20 protein-coding genes are annotated in these 16688 nt (G+C 64.0%); 7 read left to right on the top strand and 13 right to left on the bottom strand.

From position 1 onward, the window contains the following. Together ACUY2Y_RS11375 and ACUY2Y_RS11370 are read right to left on the bottom strand one after the other, a co-directional pair. The coding region (locus tag ACUY2Y_RS11375) for a hypothetical protein (protein ID WP_448326566.1) at positions 1-202 on the bottom strand (202 nt) is incomplete at its 3' end. Positions 203-297: 95 nt separating this feature from the next. Next, positions 298-453, bottom strand: a complete 156-nt coding sequence (locus ACUY2Y_RS11370; RefSeq protein WP_210574116.1) for a hypothetical protein — start codon at positions 451-453, stop codon at positions 298-300. Between the two features lie 706 nt (positions 454-1159). On the opposite strand from ACUY2Y_RS11370, the gene ACUY2Y_RS11365 reads away from it, so the two are divergent. The 4 genes from ACUY2Y_RS11365 to ACUY2Y_RS11350 are packed head-to-tail and all read left to right on the top strand — an operon-like array spanning position 1160 to position 5134. Then, a complete protein-coding gene (locus ACUY2Y_RS11365; protein ID WP_246875061.1) occupies positions 1160-1351 on the top strand; it encodes a hypothetical protein in 192 nt (63 codons plus the stop codon). 20 nt (positions 1352-1371) lie between these two features. Beyond that, on the top strand, positions 1372-1578 hold the full coding sequence (locus ACUY2Y_RS11360) for a hypothetical protein (RefSeq protein WP_246875060.1): 207 nt from the start codon (positions 1372-1374) through the stop codon (positions 1576-1578). A gap of 5 nt (positions 1579-1583) precedes the next feature. Beyond that, entirely contained in the window at positions 1584-3353 is a 1770-nt protein-coding gene (locus ACUY2Y_RS11355) for an ABC transporter ATP-binding protein (protein WP_448326564.1), read from the top strand. Continuing rightward, positions 3350-5134 carry an ABC transporter ATP-binding protein gene (locus ACUY2Y_RS11350; RefSeq protein ID WP_210574112.1) on the top strand — a complete coding sequence of 595 codons (1785 nt, stop codon included), beginning with the start codon at positions 3350-3352 and terminating at the stop codon, positions 5132-5134. The genes ACUY2Y_RS11355 and ACUY2Y_RS11350 overlap by 4 nt, the downstream gene beginning before the upstream one ends. Before the next feature lie 5 nt (positions 5135-5139). On the opposite strand, the gene ACUY2Y_RS11345 is transcribed toward ACUY2Y_RS11350, so the two are convergent. From ACUY2Y_RS11345 to ACUY2Y_RS11330, 4 genes are all read right to left on the bottom strand, one after another. Beyond that, positions 5140-5820 (bottom strand): SLAC1 family transporter, encoded by a 681-nt coding sequence (locus ACUY2Y_RS11345; RefSeq protein ID WP_246875058.1) that lies wholly within the window; start codon positions 5818-5820, stop codon positions 5140-5142. Positions 5821-6127: 307 nt separating this feature from the next. Further along, positions 6128-6718 carry an anti-sigma factor gene (locus ACUY2Y_RS11340; RefSeq protein ID WP_210574111.1) on the bottom strand — a complete coding sequence of 197 codons (591 nt, stop codon included), beginning with the start codon at positions 6716-6718 and terminating at the stop codon, positions 6128-6130. Further along, positions 6718-7266 (bottom strand): sigma-70 family RNA polymerase sigma factor, encoded by a 549-nt coding sequence (locus ACUY2Y_RS11335; protein WP_448326562.1) that lies wholly within the window; start codon positions 7264-7266, stop codon positions 6718-6720. Before ACUY2Y_RS11335 ends, ACUY2Y_RS11340 begins: the two co-directional genes overlap by 1 nt. A gap of 30 nt (positions 7267-7296) precedes the next feature. Further along, on the bottom strand, positions 7297-7542 hold the full coding sequence (locus tag ACUY2Y_RS11330) for a hypothetical protein (RefSeq protein WP_448326560.1): 246 nt from the start codon (positions 7540-7542) through the stop codon (positions 7297-7299). A 158-nt stretch (positions 7543-7700) separates the two neighbouring features. On the opposite strand from ACUY2Y_RS11330, the gene ACUY2Y_RS11325 reads away from it, so the two are divergent. Beyond that, the gene (locus ACUY2Y_RS11325) at positions 7701-9353 is read left to right on the top strand and encodes a cytochrome c biogenesis protein CcdA (RefSeq protein ID WP_210574105.1); all 1653 of its coding nucleotides are present in this window, start codon (positions 7701-7703) and stop codon (positions 9351-9353) included. Here the strand turns inward: ACUY2Y_RS11325 and ACUY2Y_RS11320 are convergent. Further along, positions 9350-10492 carry an aminotransferase class V-fold PLP-dependent enzyme gene (locus ACUY2Y_RS11320; protein WP_448326557.1) on the bottom strand — a complete coding sequence of 381 codons (1143 nt, stop codon included), beginning with the start codon at positions 10490-10492 and terminating at the stop codon, positions 9350-9352. The genes ACUY2Y_RS11325 and ACUY2Y_RS11320 overlap by 4 nt on opposite strands. 61 nt (positions 10493-10553) lie before the next feature. Between ACUY2Y_RS11320 and ACUY2Y_RS11315 the strand changes: the two genes are divergently transcribed. After that, entirely contained in the window at positions 10554-10724 is a 171-nt protein-coding gene (locus ACUY2Y_RS11315; RefSeq protein ID WP_210574101.1) for a glycerol dehydrogenase, read from the top strand. Here ACUY2Y_RS11315 and ACUY2Y_RS11310 read toward each other — a convergent pair. After that, positions 10721-11824, bottom strand: coding sequence for a ThiF family adenylyltransferase (locus ACUY2Y_RS11310; RefSeq protein WP_210574099.1), 1104 nt, complete (start codon positions 11822-11824; stop codon positions 10721-10723). The two genes, ACUY2Y_RS11315 and ACUY2Y_RS11310, sit on opposite strands and share 4 nt — an antisense overlap. A 74-nt stretch (positions 11825-11898) precedes the next feature. Here ACUY2Y_RS11310 and ACUY2Y_RS11305 point away from each other — a divergent pair, with 74 nt between their 5' ends. After that, on the top strand, positions 11899-13614 hold the full coding sequence (locus tag ACUY2Y_RS11305; protein ID WP_448326555.1) for a BCCT family transporter: 1716 nt from the start codon (positions 11899-11901) through the stop codon (positions 13612-13614). Here the strand turns inward: ACUY2Y_RS11305 and ACUY2Y_RS11300 are convergent. From ACUY2Y_RS11300 to ACUY2Y_RS11280, 5 genes are read right to left on the bottom strand one after another with little or no spacing between them, the layout of a single operon-like run. Continuing rightward, the gene (locus ACUY2Y_RS11300; protein WP_448326553.1) at positions 13611-14033 is read right to left on the bottom strand and encodes a hypothetical protein; all 423 of its coding nucleotides are present in this window, start codon (positions 14031-14033) and stop codon (positions 13611-13613) included. The genes ACUY2Y_RS11305 and ACUY2Y_RS11300 overlap by 4 nt on opposite strands. A 56-nt stretch (positions 14034-14089) precedes the next feature. Continuing rightward, complete coding sequence (locus tag ACUY2Y_RS11295) at positions 14090-14875, bottom strand: thiazole synthase (RefSeq protein ID WP_210574096.1); 786 nt, start codon at positions 14873-14875, stop codon at positions 14090-14092. A 2-nt stretch (positions 14876-14877) separates the two neighbouring features. Then, a complete protein-coding gene (thiS, locus tag ACUY2Y_RS11290; protein WP_448326551.1) occupies positions 14878-15078 on the bottom strand; it encodes a sulfur carrier protein ThiS in 201 nt (66 codons plus the stop codon). Further along, positions 15078-16160 carry a glycine oxidase ThiO gene (gene thiO / locus ACUY2Y_RS11285; RefSeq protein ID WP_448326549.1) on the bottom strand — a complete coding sequence of 361 codons (1083 nt, stop codon included), beginning with the start codon at positions 16158-16160 and terminating at the stop codon, positions 15078-15080. Before thiO ends, thiS begins: the two co-directional genes overlap by 1 nt. Next, the gene (locus ACUY2Y_RS11280) at positions 16157-16660 is read right to left on the bottom strand and encodes a hypothetical protein (RefSeq protein ID WP_448326547.1); all 504 of its coding nucleotides are present in this window, start codon (positions 16658-16660) and stop codon (positions 16157-16159) included. The genes thiO and ACUY2Y_RS11280 overlap by 4 nt, the downstream gene beginning before the upstream one ends. Positions 16661-16688 lie beyond the last annotated feature (28 nt).

The following is a 16688-nucleotide window of genomic DNA, read 5'->3' as shown; positions in this document are numbered from 1 at the left end:
CATCAACATCAACCGCATCGAGAACTTGTCCCGGCGCTAAATACGACACAGGCAACGCCAACCACGACTGCACCCGAACCCCACTACGAGCACGCCGACGCCGCCCCAACTCATCAAAAGACCGACCAATCAACGCCTCACGTTGCGACTGAAACTCATAAGTCGCCAACTGCTCAGGAACAAGAACCGGAACCTCAAACAAAACCCCAACCTCCTACTGCAACTGGTTCACAACCAGCCTGACAGCAGAGGAATTACGCAATCTAGATCCACCACCCCCGGCTACACCCGGCCCGGCTAGACCCGGTCCAGCGCCGCGGCGAACCGCGCGACGGTGCCGTCGACCTCGTGAGCGACGCTGGCCAGCTGGGAAATAAAGTCGGCAGGCAACTCGAGGCCCGCAGTGGTTTCCACGTGCGCCGCGAAGACGACGGAAGGGTGCTCAGGACGCACCTTCGGTTTCGGGCCATTACCAGAGCGCTTATCCGGAGAAGCCTTCTGCTCCCACTCCGGCGCGATGGTGATCGTCCCCTGAGTTACGGGGACTCCCCGGATTTACAGGCTGATTCACCGAGAAGATTGTTAACAACACCTGCGGATTCTTACGCCCATCCTTGATCTTCGTCCACGCGCCAATCAATGGTGTGCTGGTTTTGCGCGATCTCGGTTTCAGCAATGTCCATCAAACGTACGAGACGGGACTTGATCCAGATGATAGGTAAGGCTAACCTAATGTGAGAATGGTTATCATCTTTTGAGAGGGCAACACAGTGCCGCTTGTGACTGACGAACCCACCACAGCGACCGACGAGTCGACGAGTCGGCCGAGAGGGGGCGACGCGAACGCGGGGAACCCCGTTTGGCTCATCCTCCGGCCGGTGTCCGTCCCCTCCTGCACGGAATCGCCGGGCACACCCCGTATCCGCGGTCGGCGAGGCCGTCAACGGCACCGGAGCTACGGATTTGGTGGTCTGCGCGGCCTGGTTCTTAGGCATCGCCGTGCTCGCGGCGTGGGGCATCGCCGTGAAAACGAGGCCGGGGGAGTCTGCATGACAGGTACGTCCACGGGGGCGGCACCGCCGACGACGGCCCGCGAACCCGAGCATCTAACCCGAAACCGCCGCGTGGACGCGGCCCGCACACCCGGAGACAGAACCAGATGAAGTCGATCGCCCAGATCGTCCAGAACAACCGCAGGCTCCTCGCGGCCTACGAGGACAAGGTCCAGCCGAGGTTCCTAAGCCGCTATGCGCGTGAACCGATGGACGCCGCCGTCGAAGGGCTCGGGGCCGGACGGAATTCCACGTCGCCGACGTCCTCGCGCCGCTCGGCAGGGTCGCCGGGCTGCTAGCCGATGGAGGCATCGCTTACGTGCAGACGTTCGCCGAGGATCCCGACGTGAACGAGCATGTGGACATGGCCGTCGTTGCGAAGATGGGCCACCGGGTGTTCCCGGGCAGCGAGGTCGAGGACCTCGTCGAAGCCAACGGGCTGAAGCTGGGCGGAGCCTCACACGCCGGCATGGTGTATTTCTGCACTCTCACGAAGAAAAGCGCGATCGGGGAGGCGGGCAAGTGAGCGCCGTGGACGGGACCGTAGGCCCGTGGTCGCTGCTCGCCCCGATTCGGACCCGGATGCGTGCGGTGGTCGCGTTATCCGTCCTGTCGTCGGTGGCTACCGTCGCTTCGCTGGTCGGCATCATCGACATCGCGATGACGTACCCGGAGGCCCCGGAGCATCGGACGTGGTTGGCCGTGGCTGTCATCGTCGTCGCCGCAACGGTGCGCATGGCCGCGGACGGCACCGCCGGCATGCTCTCGCACCGGGCGGATAACGACCTGCAGCTCCACCTCCGGCGCCGGCTGGTCGCCCAAATCCGGAAGTTACCGCTGGGCTGGCTGGACGCCCGGCGCTCGTCGGGAATCATCGAGTCGGTTGAGAAGGACGTCGCGGCTGTCCACCAGCTCATGGGCCACACCGTCGGTGAGACCGTGGTGGCGGTGCTGGTTCCCCTGCTTTCCCTCATCGCGCTCGTCGCGGTGGATTGGCGGATCGCGGCGGTGGCGGTCGTCCCCGTGCTGGTCACCTTCGCCCTGATGGGCGTGATGATTTCGCGCGGAGCCCGTCTTCAGCGCGACTACGAGCGAGCCTCCGAAGGAGTGACGGCCGCGGTCATCGAGTTGGTGCGCGGTATCCCGGTGATGAAGTCCTTCGGACGCGCCAACCAGGGCGCGGGTCGCTACGATGCCGCGGCGTTGTCGTTCGTCCGCGCGTGGTCCGCCTGGTCCCGGCAGTCGAACATCTATCTCGGGCTCATCGACGTGGTGACGTCCCCGACCACAGTCCTCGCAGTGGTGTGCGGGGCCGGCCTCGCACTGAGGGACGCCGCGGGCGGCATACCGGAGGGTCTCGTCGCCGGGCTGGTTCTCAGCCTTGGACTCTCCGCGGCGATCGTGCGAGTGGCCATGAACTCCGAACCCATCATCGCGGGGATCGCCGCTCTGAAGTCCATCGCGGAGGTGCTGAGCACGCCGCCGATCGCCGAGCCCGCCGATCCGGTGCCCGCGCGCGGAGGCGCGCTCGAGGTCCGGAACCTGGTCTTCTCCTACGGCGATGGGCCGCGGGTCCTCGACGGGATGTGCGCGACGTTCGAACCAGGGACCCTCACTGCGCTGGTGGGGTCCTCCGGTTCCGGAAAGTCCACCGTCGCCCGGCTGTTGGCGCGTTTCCACGACCCCGTTGAAGGCTCGGTGCTACTGGGCGGCGTCGATCTTCGCGACATCGCCGTGCGCGACGTGCACCGCTCGGTGTCGGTGGTGTTCCAAGATCCACAGTTGTTCACGCTGCCGTTGCGGGAAAACATCCGGCTGGCCAGGAGAGACGCCACCGACGACGAAATCATGGCGGCCGCGAAGCTCGCGAACCTCGATGCGGTCATCGCGGCGCTGCCGAAGCGCCTGGATTCGGTGGTCAACGTCGACGTGACCTTTTCCAGTGGTGAGGCGCAGCGCGTGGCCATCGCGAGGTCGATCGTCACGGACGCGCCGGTGCTCATCTTCGACGAGGCAACCGCTTACGCGGATCCGGCTTCCGAGGCCCTCATCCAGTCCGCAATCGAGCGTTTGGCCCGTTCGCGGACGGTGATTGTGATCGCGCACAGGTTGAGCACGATCCGCAACGCCGACCGCATCCTCGTTCTCGATGGGGGAGCGGTCGCGGAGGTGGGTACCCACGACGAGTTGCTTGCGCGCGGTGGCCGCTACCGGGATTTGTGGCGCGCGTTCGTGCTCGACGACGAACCATCCGCCCCGCGGGGCACTGAATCAGACGATGAAAAGGCGGCAAACCGATGATTCGGGACTTGTGGTCGATGACGGATCGGCGCTCGAGAATGACGCTGGTGTGGCTCATTGCGTTGGCCACGCTTGCCGCGCTGGCCCAGGGAGCGGCGTTCGTCGCGCTGCTGCCGCTGCTGTCGGCTCTGGCCGAGGGAGATGATGCGACGGCGTGGCGTTTCACCGGCGTCATCGCCGGCCTCGCGGCCGCCCATGCGGTGCTGTCCCTCGCCGCGGGGACAGCTGGCAGGGCGAATTCCGCAGCGGTGCTGTCGTCCCTGCTGCGTTCCCTGGGCGAACGCGTGCTGACGTTGCCACTCGGGTACGTCACCAAGTCCACGGCCGGCCGCTTTTCGGAGATGGCGTCGTCGGGTATCGCGTTCGCGGCGTCCGTGCCGCACGTGATCCTGCGGCCCGTCATCGCCGCGGTGGTTACGCCGACCGTCATCGCCTTCGGAATTCTGGCGGTGGATTGGCGCGTCGGTTTGGTTCTTGTCGCGTCAGCGCCGGTGCTCTTCTTCGCCTACCGGGCCATTGGCCGGGTCGGCGGGGAGTCGGACAAAGCGCATGCTGAGGCCGTCGCTGCCGTCTCCGGCAGGCTGATCGAGTTCACCCGCGGCCAGCAGGCGATTCGCGCCGCGGGCGACGGTTCGGCGGCGGACGCGATGGTGGATGAGGCTATCCAGGCCCAACACGATGCGTTCGCGAAGGCGACGTCGACGCAGGGGGCAGCCATCGGACGGTTGGGTTCGATCGTCCATGCGGTGTTCACGGCGGCGGTGATCGTCGCCGTGGCAGTCGCCGCGACGGGCGGGATGGCGCCGGCGCATTTGGCGCCGACACTCATCGTGCTCGTCCAGTTCACCGGACCGATCACCACGGCGGGAGCGTTGTCCGGCGGTTTCGGTGCGGGCCGCAACACGTTAGCTGCGTTGCGTGACCTGCGGGCAATCCCCGCCCTTCCTGAACCTGCCGCACCGGAGCTGCCCGACGGGCATGACGTGGAGTTCCGCGGCGTGAGCTTCGGGTACGGGGATAAGAAGGTTCTCGACGACGTCAGCTTCCGTGCACCTCAGGGAGCGCTGGTCGCCATAGTGGGACCGTCGGGGGCGGGCAAGACGACGGTCATGCGGCTGCTGTCGCGTTTTCATGATCCGGACTCGGGGGAGATCCTCATCGGCGGGGTGCCCTTGCCTCGGATCGGCACCGACGGCGTGAACTCGCTGGTGACCCCGGTGTTCCAGGAGACGTTTCTTTTCGACGCGTCCGTGCGGGACAACGTGGTCTTCGCCGACCCCGGATTCGGTTCCAGGCCCGGTGACGGGGACCGCTTGCGCGAGGCCGCCCGGCGTTCCGGGGTGGACCGCATCGTGGAGCTGCTGCCTTCCGAGTGGGATACCCCGGTGGGGGAGGAGGGGACGCTGCTGTCGGGAGGCGAGCGGCAGCGCCTCGCCATCGCCCGGGCGCTTCTGAAGGATTCCCCGGTGGTGCTTCTCGACGAGCCGACGTCCTCGCTGGATGCGGCCACTGAGCGGGCGATCGTCGGCACGATTGAGGCGTTGCGCGGCGATCACACTGTGATCGTCGTCGCCCATCGCCTGCACACTATCCGCGATGCCGACCTCATCGTCGTGCTTTCGGAGGACGGGACGGTCGCAGAACGGGGCACGCACGATGAATTGCTGGCGAAGGGCGGCCGCTATGCCGAGTCGTGGGCGTGCCGGACGGGGAGTTCCCCGGGATCCAGATCCAGCTCGTCGTGGACCACCACGACGACGGCATCGGAGAAGCGCGGATAGCTAGTTCATCTCGCACCAGATTGGCTTAGTTCCCAGGAGCCAAAGCGCACCGCGCAGACACCCCAGTGGAGGAGCAAGAGCACGAGGAGCGCCAAGGAAAGTGCGTGCCAGCCTTCGTCCCAAGCACCCAAGCACAGACTGCCCACGGGGAAGGTAGAGCCCCACCAACCAGGGCCGTAGGGCACCCAGTGGAGGACAGCCTCGTAGAAGCAGTACATGGCATAGAGGACACACGGTACGGCGAGGGTGAACATGATGAGGCCGTACAGGTGAGTGTCGAAAAGCAATGTCGATGCTGCCGTCGACTGGCCGACAACACCGAGGGGAATCCACGCTGTACCCGCGGCTGCGCCACGTGGGCGCGTGCGGGACCAGTAGCAGTAGAGGAAGAGCGGGATCGCGGTGAAGAACGTGAGGAAGAAGCACAGCTCACCCGCGTAGTGATAAAACTCGCCGTGATGGGTGGCCAGCTGCCCGGCGGATGTCGCGGCGACCATCGGGGACACCAGCGCCAAGCCCCACGGGAACGCAGGCTCGGTGTAGTGAGCGGACTGCTTCCACAAACCCCAGAGTTGCCACAAGCACACGATGATGGCCAGTGGCGCGCCGATCCACCAGCTGATCAGCTGGAACGCATCGTTGCCCGTGAGTGCCGTCCACGCCGAGCCGCACGCGAGCAGCCCCATCGTACATGCCCCACGCCGCCATGTTCTGGCGCCGCGGCGGCTCATTGCGCACGCCGACCGTGAACACAACAAGGAGCCCCGCCGCGATGAGCGCAAAAACGACCTGGGCTACATGAAATCCATGTAACCCAGTCAAACTCGACGCAATCGAGGTTCCCATTAAAGCGCCGGCCCGAGCGGGACCGAACTTTGGCAACGTCATAGGACTAACGCTAGGCCTGCCACCTCGTCTCATCCACTTTGGGTCGGGGCTTTGTGGTTTTTAGGACGCGAATGGCCTGAAGCGCGCCAAGGGAGGCAGCCGGCACTAGAGCGTCACGTTGGCCAGCACCGCGCCGGTGGGCTGCGCCGAGCCTGCGGCGACTTCTTCGGTGACAAGAACTGAAGCGGTGCCACCTGGTAGAGGCATCCACACGTCATCGTGGGGCTCCTGGCCGATGACGCCGGCGGATTCCATGGCGCCGTCGTCCATGACTGCCCAGACTTGTGCCCCCATGCCGTCGTCGAGAGCTGGCTGGCCGTTGACCATGGCACCGCCCTTGCCCATGTCAGAGCTGATCACGATGTCGAGGCTCGCGCCCATCGCATCGGCCTGACCTTGACGCGCGTCGTCGGCCTCCATGACTGCGTGCATTTCGTCGACACCTTGGGCTGTCACGGATTCGCGTGACTCGTCGCCAGTGAATTGGGTGACCGTGAACCCGCCACCGGCGATGAGCACGACGGCGGCCGCTGCGGCGGCTGTGAGACGTCGCCCGGAGCGGTTCTTCCGCGCGGTGTCCAAGTCAGTGACCTGCTCGGTGGCGTCGATACGCTCCATGATTGAGCGTTTGAGCTCCGGTGGCGGGGTGACCGGCGTGGCCGCGGAATTGAAGAGGTCCTCGATATCTTTATCCATCACAGGCCTCCTTTCAACGACACGGCCTTGCGAAGCTTTTGCAACCCGTCGCGCACCCGGGTTTTCGCTGTTCCGAGAGCGACGCCAGTGGCATCGGCGATTTCTTGGTGGGTGAGTTCCCCGAAATACGCGAGCATGAGCGCACTTCGGTGGGGCTCTCCGATTGAATCAATGAGTTCTTGCAGCTCCTCAGACTCTAGTCGCTGTTGAGCTTCGTCTTCAGCGGCAGCGACCCACGAGGTCAGTTGACTGTTGAAATCGTCGGTGTCGCGGGCTTGGGAACTGCGCCAGCTGCGCAGCCGATCGATGGCGCGCGATTTGGCGAGCCGCAATACCCATGACTTGGCGCTGCCGCGGTGTGGGTCGAAGGTGTGGGCGCTCTGCCACACCTCCACGAAGACTTCTTGGGCGACCTCTTCCGCTTGGGCCCGGTCACGCAAGATGTGGGTGGTCAGACCTAGAACCTGTGGGGCCAGAACGTCGTAAAGCTTGGCGAAAGCGACTTTATCGCCCGCGCGCACGCTTTCTAAGAGACGGTCAGGATCCACAGATTCTAAATCTAACACCTGGGTCATGTGCTACTTGGATTCTTCCATCATTTTGTCTTCGCTCATCATTGCCTCGGAGGACGGGGCCATGGAGTCTTCGCTCATCATGGCCTCGGAGGACGGTGCCATGGAATCTTCGCTCATCATCGCCTCGGAGGACGGAGCCATGGAGCCGTCCATCTTGCCGTCGGTCCCCTCAGTGTCGTTGCATGCGACGAGGCCGGTGGCGGCGATGACGATGGCGCTGGCGCTGGCGATTGCGCGGTTGATAGACATGGTGTCTCCTTCTCTTTTTCGGTTCGCAGGCGCAGTGTTTCTGGCCCGTCATTGAGTACTACGGAGCCGGGGGTTGATGCGGATTGGACCAATCCGGTGTGGGTGCTCACTCCGTAGTGCTGGGTGTAGGAAAGGCAACCGGAAAGTAGAGGAAACTCATGATCGGCGTGATTCTTGTCGGATTCATCGGAGGTGTGATCACGGCATTGTCACCGTGCATTTTGCCGGTGTTGCCGGTGGTGCTCGGTGTCAGTGTCGGGCGTAAACCGTCGCACGTGGTGGCAGGGTTGGTCGTGAGCTTCGCGGCGATCGCGCTGCTGGGTACGTTGCTGCTTAGCGCGTTGCATTTGCCGCAGTCGGTGTTGCGCTGGGCGGGCGTGGTGTTGCTGGCATGGGTGGGGCTGGGAATGATTTTCCCGTCGGTGGGGGAGGTGTTGCAGAAGCCCTTTGACGCGCTTCCGCGCCCCACGGCATTGCAGGAGAAAACACGCGGCAAGGGCGGTTTTCTCATCGGTCTGGCCCTTGGTGCGGTGTACGTCCCATGCGCAGGCCCGGTGCTTGCAGCGGTGACGGTGGCGGGTACGACGGGGCAGATCGGCTGGAACACGGTGGTGCTCACCGTCGCGTTCGCACTCGGGTCCGCGCTGCCGCTGTTCGTGTTCGCTCTGGCGGGCAACAAGATCGGTGACAAGGTAGACGCGGTGCAGCGTCACCGTAAGGCCATCGGCGTGCTCATCCTAGTGTTCACCGTGGCGTTGGCTCTCAACGCGCCGGCGGCGATCCAGCGTGCGCTGCCGAATTGGACGTCATCGCTGTCGAACCGCTTTGAGAATTCGGACTTGGCCAATGACGCTCTCAGCAAGGTCGGCCCGACCGGGAGCGGTTCGCTTCAGTCGTGCCGCCGCGCCGACCCCGCGCAGCTGCAGGATTGTGGCCCGGCACCGGAATTCGCGGGGCTGACGAACTGGATCAACGCCGGCCAACCGCCGAGCTCGCAGGACGGCGGTGTCATGCTCGTCGATTTCTGGGCATATGCCTGCATCAACTGTCAGCGTGCTGGGGAGCACATCACCAAGCTTTACGACGCTTATCGCGATGCCGGCCTCACCGTCGTCGGCGTCCATTCCCCTGAGTACGGCTTCGAGCACGACCTGGGCAATGTCCGCAACGCCGTAGAAAAGGAAGGTATCCACTACCCGGTGGCGCAGGACAACGACTTCGCTACGTGGAGGAATTTCAACAACCTCTACTGGCCAGCCCGCTACCTGGTGGACAAGCACGGCAATGTCCGCCAGATCGTGGAAGGGGAGGGAAGCTACGCCGAGACAGAAAAGCTCGTGCGTGAATTGCTTATCGACGCCAACCCCGACGTCGACCTCCCCGAACCGGTCGAAGGTGGCGAAGCAGCAGGCGGTACAAAGGGCCGGAACCCGGAAACTTATCTCGGTACTGCGCGTGCCGAATACACCAAGCAGCCCGGTTACACCGACGGCGAGCACGACTTCGGCGAAGCACCCGCACCGGAGCGAGGAATGTTCGCGCTCAGCGGCGAGTGGGTTCTCGAAAAAGAATCTGTCCATTCCACCAGCGGCAGCGGCGGACACCTCGACATCAATGTCTTCGCGCAGTGGGTCCAGCTCGTGGTTTCGGGTGAAGGCGAGATCGAGGTCGAGTATCCGGATGGTTCGACAAAGACATTCCCGGCTACCGACGGCACCCTCGACCTCGTGAAAGCCGAAACGCCCACCGAGGGGATGCTGCGCATCCGGCCCTCGGCAGGCGTGAAGTTGTACTCGTTGACCTTTGGCTAGCCAGCGATGACCTTGTCCAGCGCCTCCGCGAACCGCGCGACGGTGCCGTCCACGTCGGCCCACTTGTCCAGGCCGAACAGGCCGATGCGGAAGGTGGAGAAGCTCTCGGGCTCGCCGATCTGCAGCGGGACACCGCCGGCGACCTGGATGCCGGCCTGCTTGAAGGCGGCGCCCGCGGCTTGTTCGGGGCTATCGGCGTGCATGACCACGATGGAGGTGGCTTCGAACCCGGGGGCCGCGACGGAGGAGAAGCCCTTCTCGGCCAGCAGCTCGCGCACTTTGGTGCCCAGCTCGACCTGGCGGGCGGTCAGCTCGTCGAGGCCGATCTCCTTGGCTTCCTTCATCAGCTCGAGGTTGTGCGCGATCGCGTCGGTGGGGACCGTGGCGTGGTAGGCGGCGGAACCGTCGACGTAGCCCTCGGCGATGGCGGTCCACTTGGCCAGGTCCATGGCGAAGCTGTCGGAGGTGGTGTTGTCCAGCTCGGCGCGCGCGGCCTTCGAGAACATCACGTAGCCGGTAGCAGGGGAGCCGGACCAGCCCTTCTGGGGTGCGGAGATAAGCACGTCCACGCCGGTTTCTTCCATGTTGATCCACTTGGTACCGGAAGCGACGCAGTCGAGGACCATGAGGGCGTCGACGTCGTGGGCGGCGTCGGCAAGCTTGGAGATGTAGTCGACCGGCAGCTCGAGGCCGGCCGCGGTCTCCACGTGCGCGGCGAAGACGACGGCGGGACGCTCGGCGCGGATGCGCTCTACAGCAGCGTCGATGGCGGGCGGGGCGTAAGAGGTGCGCTCGTCGTCGGAGGTCGGTTCGGCGTTGAGCACCGTGACGTTCCCAGCGACACCGGAGGCATCGAAGATCTGCGTCCAGCGGTGGGAGAAGTTGCCCGTGCGGATGACCAGCGCGTCTTTGCCGCGGGTAAATTGGCGGGCGACGGATTCCATCGCGAAGGTTCCGCCGCCGGGCACCACAGCAACAGATTCAGCGTGGTACGTCTCGCGCAGGATCGCCTGGATTTCCTGCATGATGCCGATGAATTTGGCGGACATGTGGTTCAGCGAGCGGTCGCTGAACACTGCCGAGTATTCGAGGAGGCCGTCGGCATCGATGTCGGGGCGGGGAAGAGTGATGTCAGTCATGCCCCAACGCTAGCCCGTTTCTCCTACGATGGTGGGCGCTTACCGTGAAAAGGAGAAAACAATGGGTCGTTGGATCGTCGCAATCGTCGGAGCCGTCATCGGTGCACTGCTCACCGGTTTCATTTTGAGCCAGCTCGGAGTCACAGGAATTCTGTACACCATCCTCGTGCTCGTCGGCTCGGCCGTCTGCTCGTCGCTCGCGGGCACGTTGTACTTCCGCGCGAAACGCTAGAGCGCGTTCACGCCGCCAGGCAGGCTCGTCAGCGTCACGTTCCGCGCGTCAGCATGAGCTGCGTGCTTATCGACGAACCCCTGTGACCTCTTCCCCGATGCGCAGTACACCACCACATCGGTGCCTTCGGGGAGAGAGTCGATGAAGTCAACGCCGAGCTGCGGGTCAGCAGAGGTCGGGATGTGCTCGGCCCTGGCAGCTGAAATGTCCTTGATGGCCTTCTCGTGCTCTTCCCGCACGTCGAGTGCGACGGCGGCTCCCGTCGCGACGGCCTCCAGGAGCTCCTCGCTCCCGTTATCGGGCACAGCGCACGCCGCGCCTTCATAGTCGGCGAAAGCGGTGACCAGCTCGCGGCCGGGGTCGCGCCGGACATCGAAGCGGCGGATCTGGGTGGTCAGAGCGTCGTACATGTGGAGTGTGCCCACAGTCGCCTCACCGACCCCGGTCAGGAATTTAATGACCTCGGTGGACATGAGTCCGCCGACCACGCTCGTGGTCACGCCCAACACACCGGCGGTGGCGCAGTCGGGCACGGAATCCGCGTCGGGCTGGTCGGGGTAGAGGTCGCGCATGCCCACGCCGTCGTCCGGTGCGCCGGGGCCGGACCACCACAGCGCCACGTCGCCGCGGTAGCGCAGCACCGACCCCCACACGAGGGGAGTGCCGGTGATCTCGGCGGCGTCGGCTGCCATGAATTTGGTGGCGAAGGTGTCCGAGCCGTCAATGAGCACATCGATACCCTCGAGCAGCTCCACTGCATTCGAGGCATCCATTCGGCCGTCGATCGTGGTCACGTCGATGCCGGGCTGCAGCTCACGCAGTCGCTCTGCGGCCACTTCGGTCTTCTTCCTGCCCACATCGGAGGCCCCGAAGAGGATCTGGCGGTGAATATTAGTAAGGTCGACCACGTCGTCGTCGATAAGCGAAATATGCCCGACTCCTGTCGCCGCGAGCGTCTGCATGATCGGGCACCCGAGCCCTCCCGCTCCGATGACCAGCACTTTCGCGCTATGTAGCGCTTCTTGTTGCTCGGGCCCGAAGCCGGGCAGATTCATCTGGCGGGCGGTACGGCGCAATTCTTGCTCGGGAAGAGAAATCACACCCGTCCACTTTAATGGCCTAAGCTTTCTTGGGACACTAATGCCCGCCCACCTATGATTCGGGGCCGATTCCCATGCGCAAATTTCGCGCTGATCCACTGATCTTCTTTACCTCCGTCGGATTCATCGTCGCTTTCGTGGCGCTCACCATCGGTTTCGGTGAACGCGCCCGCGAACTGTATTCCACCGTGTCCACCTGGATGATGGACAATTTCGCGTGGCTGTACATCGGCGGCGTGTCCGCGGTGTTCATCTTCTTGATCGTCTTGTTTGTGTCTCGCTTCGGCAACTACCGCCTCGGCGACGACGATGACGAGCCCGAGTACTCCTTGCCCGTGTGGTTCTCCATGCTGTTCGCCGCCGGCATGGGTGCGACGCTGCTGTTCTGGGGTGCCGCGGAACCGTTGCACCACGCGTATAACCCGCCGCGCGGCGAGTATGAATCGATGAGCCGTGAGGCCATCCGTCAGGCGTTCGAGTTCACCTACTACCACTTCGGTATTCACATGTGGGTGATCTTCACGCTGCCGGGCCTGGCCATGGGGTACTTCATCTACAAGCGCAAGATGCCAGCGCGCTACTCGTCGATCTTCTCGCCGCTGCTCGGCTCGAAGGTGTACGAGTGGCCGGGCAAGCTTCTCGACGCCATCGGCATCATCGGCACCGTCTTCGGCCTCGCCGTCTCCGTCGGCCTGGGCGTGCTGCAGATCAGCGCGGGCCTGAACATTCTGTGGGATGTTCCGCTGGTGACCTGGGTGGAGCTGGCCGTGATCATCTTCATCACCGTCTGCGCTTCCGTGTCGGTGGCCACCGGCCTAGACAAGGGCGTGAAGCTCCTGTCGAACCTGAATATCATCGGCTCGATTGTGCTTTTGGTCTTCCTGTTCGTCGTGGGTCCGACGCTGAAGATCATCGAGCACCTGACCGAGTCCTTCGGTATCTATGCAGCGTCGCTGCCGGAGATGATGTTCTGGGTGGATTCCTACGATGACAATCCGGGCTGGCACGCCACCTGGACCGCGTTCTACTGGGCGTGGACAATGTGTTGGTCGCCGTACGTGGGCATGTTCTTCGCCCGCATTTCCCGCGGCCGCACCGTGCGCCAGTTCATTGCCGGCACGATCTTGCTTCCGGCGGTCTTTGACATCATCTGGTTCGCCACCTTCGGCCGCACGGCGATCGACGTCGAGACGAATGATCCGGGCGTGCTCACCGGCCCCGTCGTGGAAGACGGGGAGACCCCGCAGGCGTTGTTCACCCTGTTGGCGCAGTACCCGCTGTACTTCGTCAGTGGCGCGGTAGCGCTGGCGGTGATCATCTTCTACTTCGTCACGTCGATTGACTCTGCTGCCCTGGTGATGGACATGTTCACCACTGGTGAGGAAGAAGTCACGCCGAAGTATTACCGCGTCGCTTGGGCCGTCGCCGTCGGCGTGGTGACAGCCGCGCTGCTGTTCATCAACGATTCCGGCATTCAGGCGCTGCAGGAAGTGGTGATCATCATCGCCCTGCCGTTCTTCATCGTCTACTTCATCATGATGTTCTCGTTGGTGAAGGCGATGAGCGACGATTCCGCGGCTGCACGCCGCTTCCGTTCCCGCCAGTGGGAGAAGACCGACACTGCGGAGAAATACGAAGAGGCAGACGCCAAGCCCGCGCCGGGCTACGACGAAGAAGGCAACGAGATCGACCGCCCCGAACTCGAGTACGACCACGAGGAAGGCTCATGGCGCCTCACCGAGAGCGTGCTCACCGAGGCAAAGGACGAGGACGAGACGGAGAAGGACTAGAGCGAGAACAGAACTGCATTGACACCGCCGGCGCGAACCAGCGCCGGCTTTGCCATATCCAGGACGTACAGGTCGCCAGTCGGGCTGGAGAAGACGACCCTGTTGCCGTGGTTGTAGACCTGGAACGGCTGGAGACGGCTCGGCTGGCGCTCGAAGCCCTGGTTCCAGCACTTGGTGCCAACCCACTTGCGCTGGATGGACACAGCCGGGATCAGCTCGCCCTTGGGGTTGCACTCCGGCTGGGACTTGCGGGCGCGGTCGCTCACGCAGAGGGTCTCGCCGTCGTACAGGGCGCAGCGGACGGAGTCGTCGGAATTGGCAACGAACTGTGCCGCCGCAGCCGCCTGCGGGGCGAGGGCGACGGTGCCGAGCCCCGCAGCGAGAGCTGTGGAGGCGAGGATGGAGGTGATGCGCTTCATGGTGTGGACTCCTTCAATTAGGTAGTGACGGTCGTCACAGTCCACTATTAGCAGAATTACAGGACCTGGTCAGCCCAACTGGCCAATCCCTCAAAGCTTGACGAGGCCACTGCGTGCTCCCGCTTCGGAATCCGTCCTGCACTGCGTGCGAGCATGCCGCCTTCCACAGCCAGGCGCATTGCCCGTGCCATGGCTTCCGGGTCCTGGCAGCGGTTGACGGCGCTGGCCAGAAGTACACCGTCGCAGCCGAGCTCCATCGCCAGGGCAGCATCCGAGGCGGTGCCGACACCCGCGTCGATAAGGATGGGCACTTCCGCACGGGAGCAGATCAGCTCGATATTGTGCGGGTTCAGGATTCCCAGGCCGGTGCCGATGGGGGAGCCGAGCGGCATGACGGCGGCAGCCCCCAAGTCCTCGAGTTTCTTCGCCGCCACCGGATCGTCGGAGGTGTAGGCGAGGACGGTGAAGCCTTCGTCGATAAGCAGCTCGCACGCGTCGACCGTTTCCACGACGTCCGGCAGGAGTGTGTGGTCGTCGGCGATGACCTCGAGTTTCACCCAATCCGTGCCCAGCGCCTCCCGCGCGAGTTTCGCCGTGATCACCGCATCGCGCGCGGTGCGGCAGCCTGCGGTATTCGGCAGTGGCGCGATATTCAGGCGGTTCAGCAAATCGAAGACGGATTCGCCGGCGCCGTCCTGCTTCGCGGCGAACCGGCGCATCGCCACCGTGGTCAGCTCCGTTCCCGATGCGACCAGCGCGCGCTCCAGCATGTCCTGCGAGCTCGCCCCGCCGGTGCCCATGATCAGGTGCGAGTTGAATTTCTTGCCAGCGATCTCCAGCATCGCTAGCCTCCCTGCACGGCGGTGAGGATGTCTACCTTCGCGCCGTCGTCAAGCTTTGTCGTCTCCCACTCGGAGCGCGGAACGACATCGCCGTCGACCGCGACGGCCGTGCCCGCGGGTACCTCGCCGAGACGCTCGCGCAGAAGCTCATCGACGCTTCCTGCCTCCGTCGTGATTTCTTCATCGTTGACGATCAGCTGCATTAGTTCCTCCTTGAATGACGCAGGGGATCACAGGCTTCCAACTCTACGGGTGGCTGTGCACCTTCGACCAGCGCGGCCCCGCACTTCGCGCCCATGGCGGCGAGCAGAATGCCGTGGCGGAAATAGCCGGTGGACACGACGACTCGGTCGCTGACACGGCCGAGATATGGCAGGTCGTCCGGCGAACCGGGGCGCGCGCCGACGTGCGTTTCGATGAAATCGCAATCCTCGATGCCGGGCACGATCTCGCTGGCGTCGCGCAGCAGTTGCAGCACGCCACCCGCCTGCGGTTGCGCCCGATCGTCCTCGCGCGTCGTCGCCCCGATCGTGAGCGTGCCGTCCTCGCGCGGAATCAGGTAAATCGGTCGGTCTTCGACGAAACCGCGGATCACATGGTCGATCAACGGCCGCTGATGCTCTGGCACGCGCAGCTCCACCATGTCTCCGTAGACCGGGCGCAGCTTCAGCGGATTTTCGCCGTCGAACCAGCCCGTCGTCTCGCGCGCGCCGAGCCCGTTGGCCAGCACGACCTGCTCGGCATCGACGTCGTTGACATCGCTCACGGCCTCCGCAACGAACTCGACTCCGGCTTTAGCGCACGCATCCTGCAACGCGGTAGCGAATAGTCGCGGACGGACCTGGTGGTCGCCGGGGATATGCACGGCACCGCTTATCGACGGCGCCAGCGCCCCCTCCAGCTTCCTCGCCTCCCGCGTGGTGACCCGCTCCGTGGTCATCCCGTGGAGCTCTTGGTAGGCCTGCAATTCCTCCAGGTGCGTCTTGTCAGCCCGGTCTTTCGCCACCACCAGCGTTCCGTCAGTGCGGTAGCCAGTGGGGGAGTCCGTGTACTTCTGTGTGAGCTCGATCAGCTCCGGGTACCACTTTCCGGCCGCGATCATCAGCGGAAACAGCGGGTCCTGCTTGTACACCACCTCTGCCGCCGGTGCGAGCATCCCGCCCGCGTGCCAGGTCGCGCCGCTGGCAGGCTCCGGGTCGTACACCGTGACGGAGTGGCCGCCGTCGGCGAGACGAAGCGCCGTCGATAAGCCGATAATGCCCCCGCCGATTACTGCAACCTTCATGCTTTCCTTCTTTGCTGCCATTTATCGATCGCCCACCAGAACAACGGAATGAAAGCGACCGCGATGATCCAGTAGATCAACCAGAAACTGCCCGCAAGACCCGTGAGCGTGATCATCGCCGCCAAAATCACGATCGTGATCACGCATGCGATGACACAACGGGTGAGGTCGAATCCCTTGCCGCTCACGTCCGAAGTGCCACGCCACTTGTGGTCCATTGCCTGGATGAGGTCCTTGCCAAAAGCGATGGCGAAAACCGCATAGAACGCGCCGAGCCCATGAAAGAAATTTGCCCAGCGCATGTCCGCGATGCTCCAAAACGTGTAGATGAGTAGCACGAAATTGATCGGGATGGTGGCTACCAGCAGGGCGTATCCCGTTTTTGGGAGCCTGAACACGTAGCGCAGGGCCATCCCGCCGAACAAGCAGAGCCAGTACGCGATCTCCGCGAGAATGATGGCAAGGATCATGATCCCGACCATACGCGCCTCGCCGTACACGAAATTCCTTTAGCGTGGATAGAGCAAC

This window comes from Corynebacterium sp. 20-84, assembly GCF_053479455.1.
Note: the sequence above shows the minus strand (reverse complement) of the source record. Positions and strands in the feature narration are given on the sequence as shown.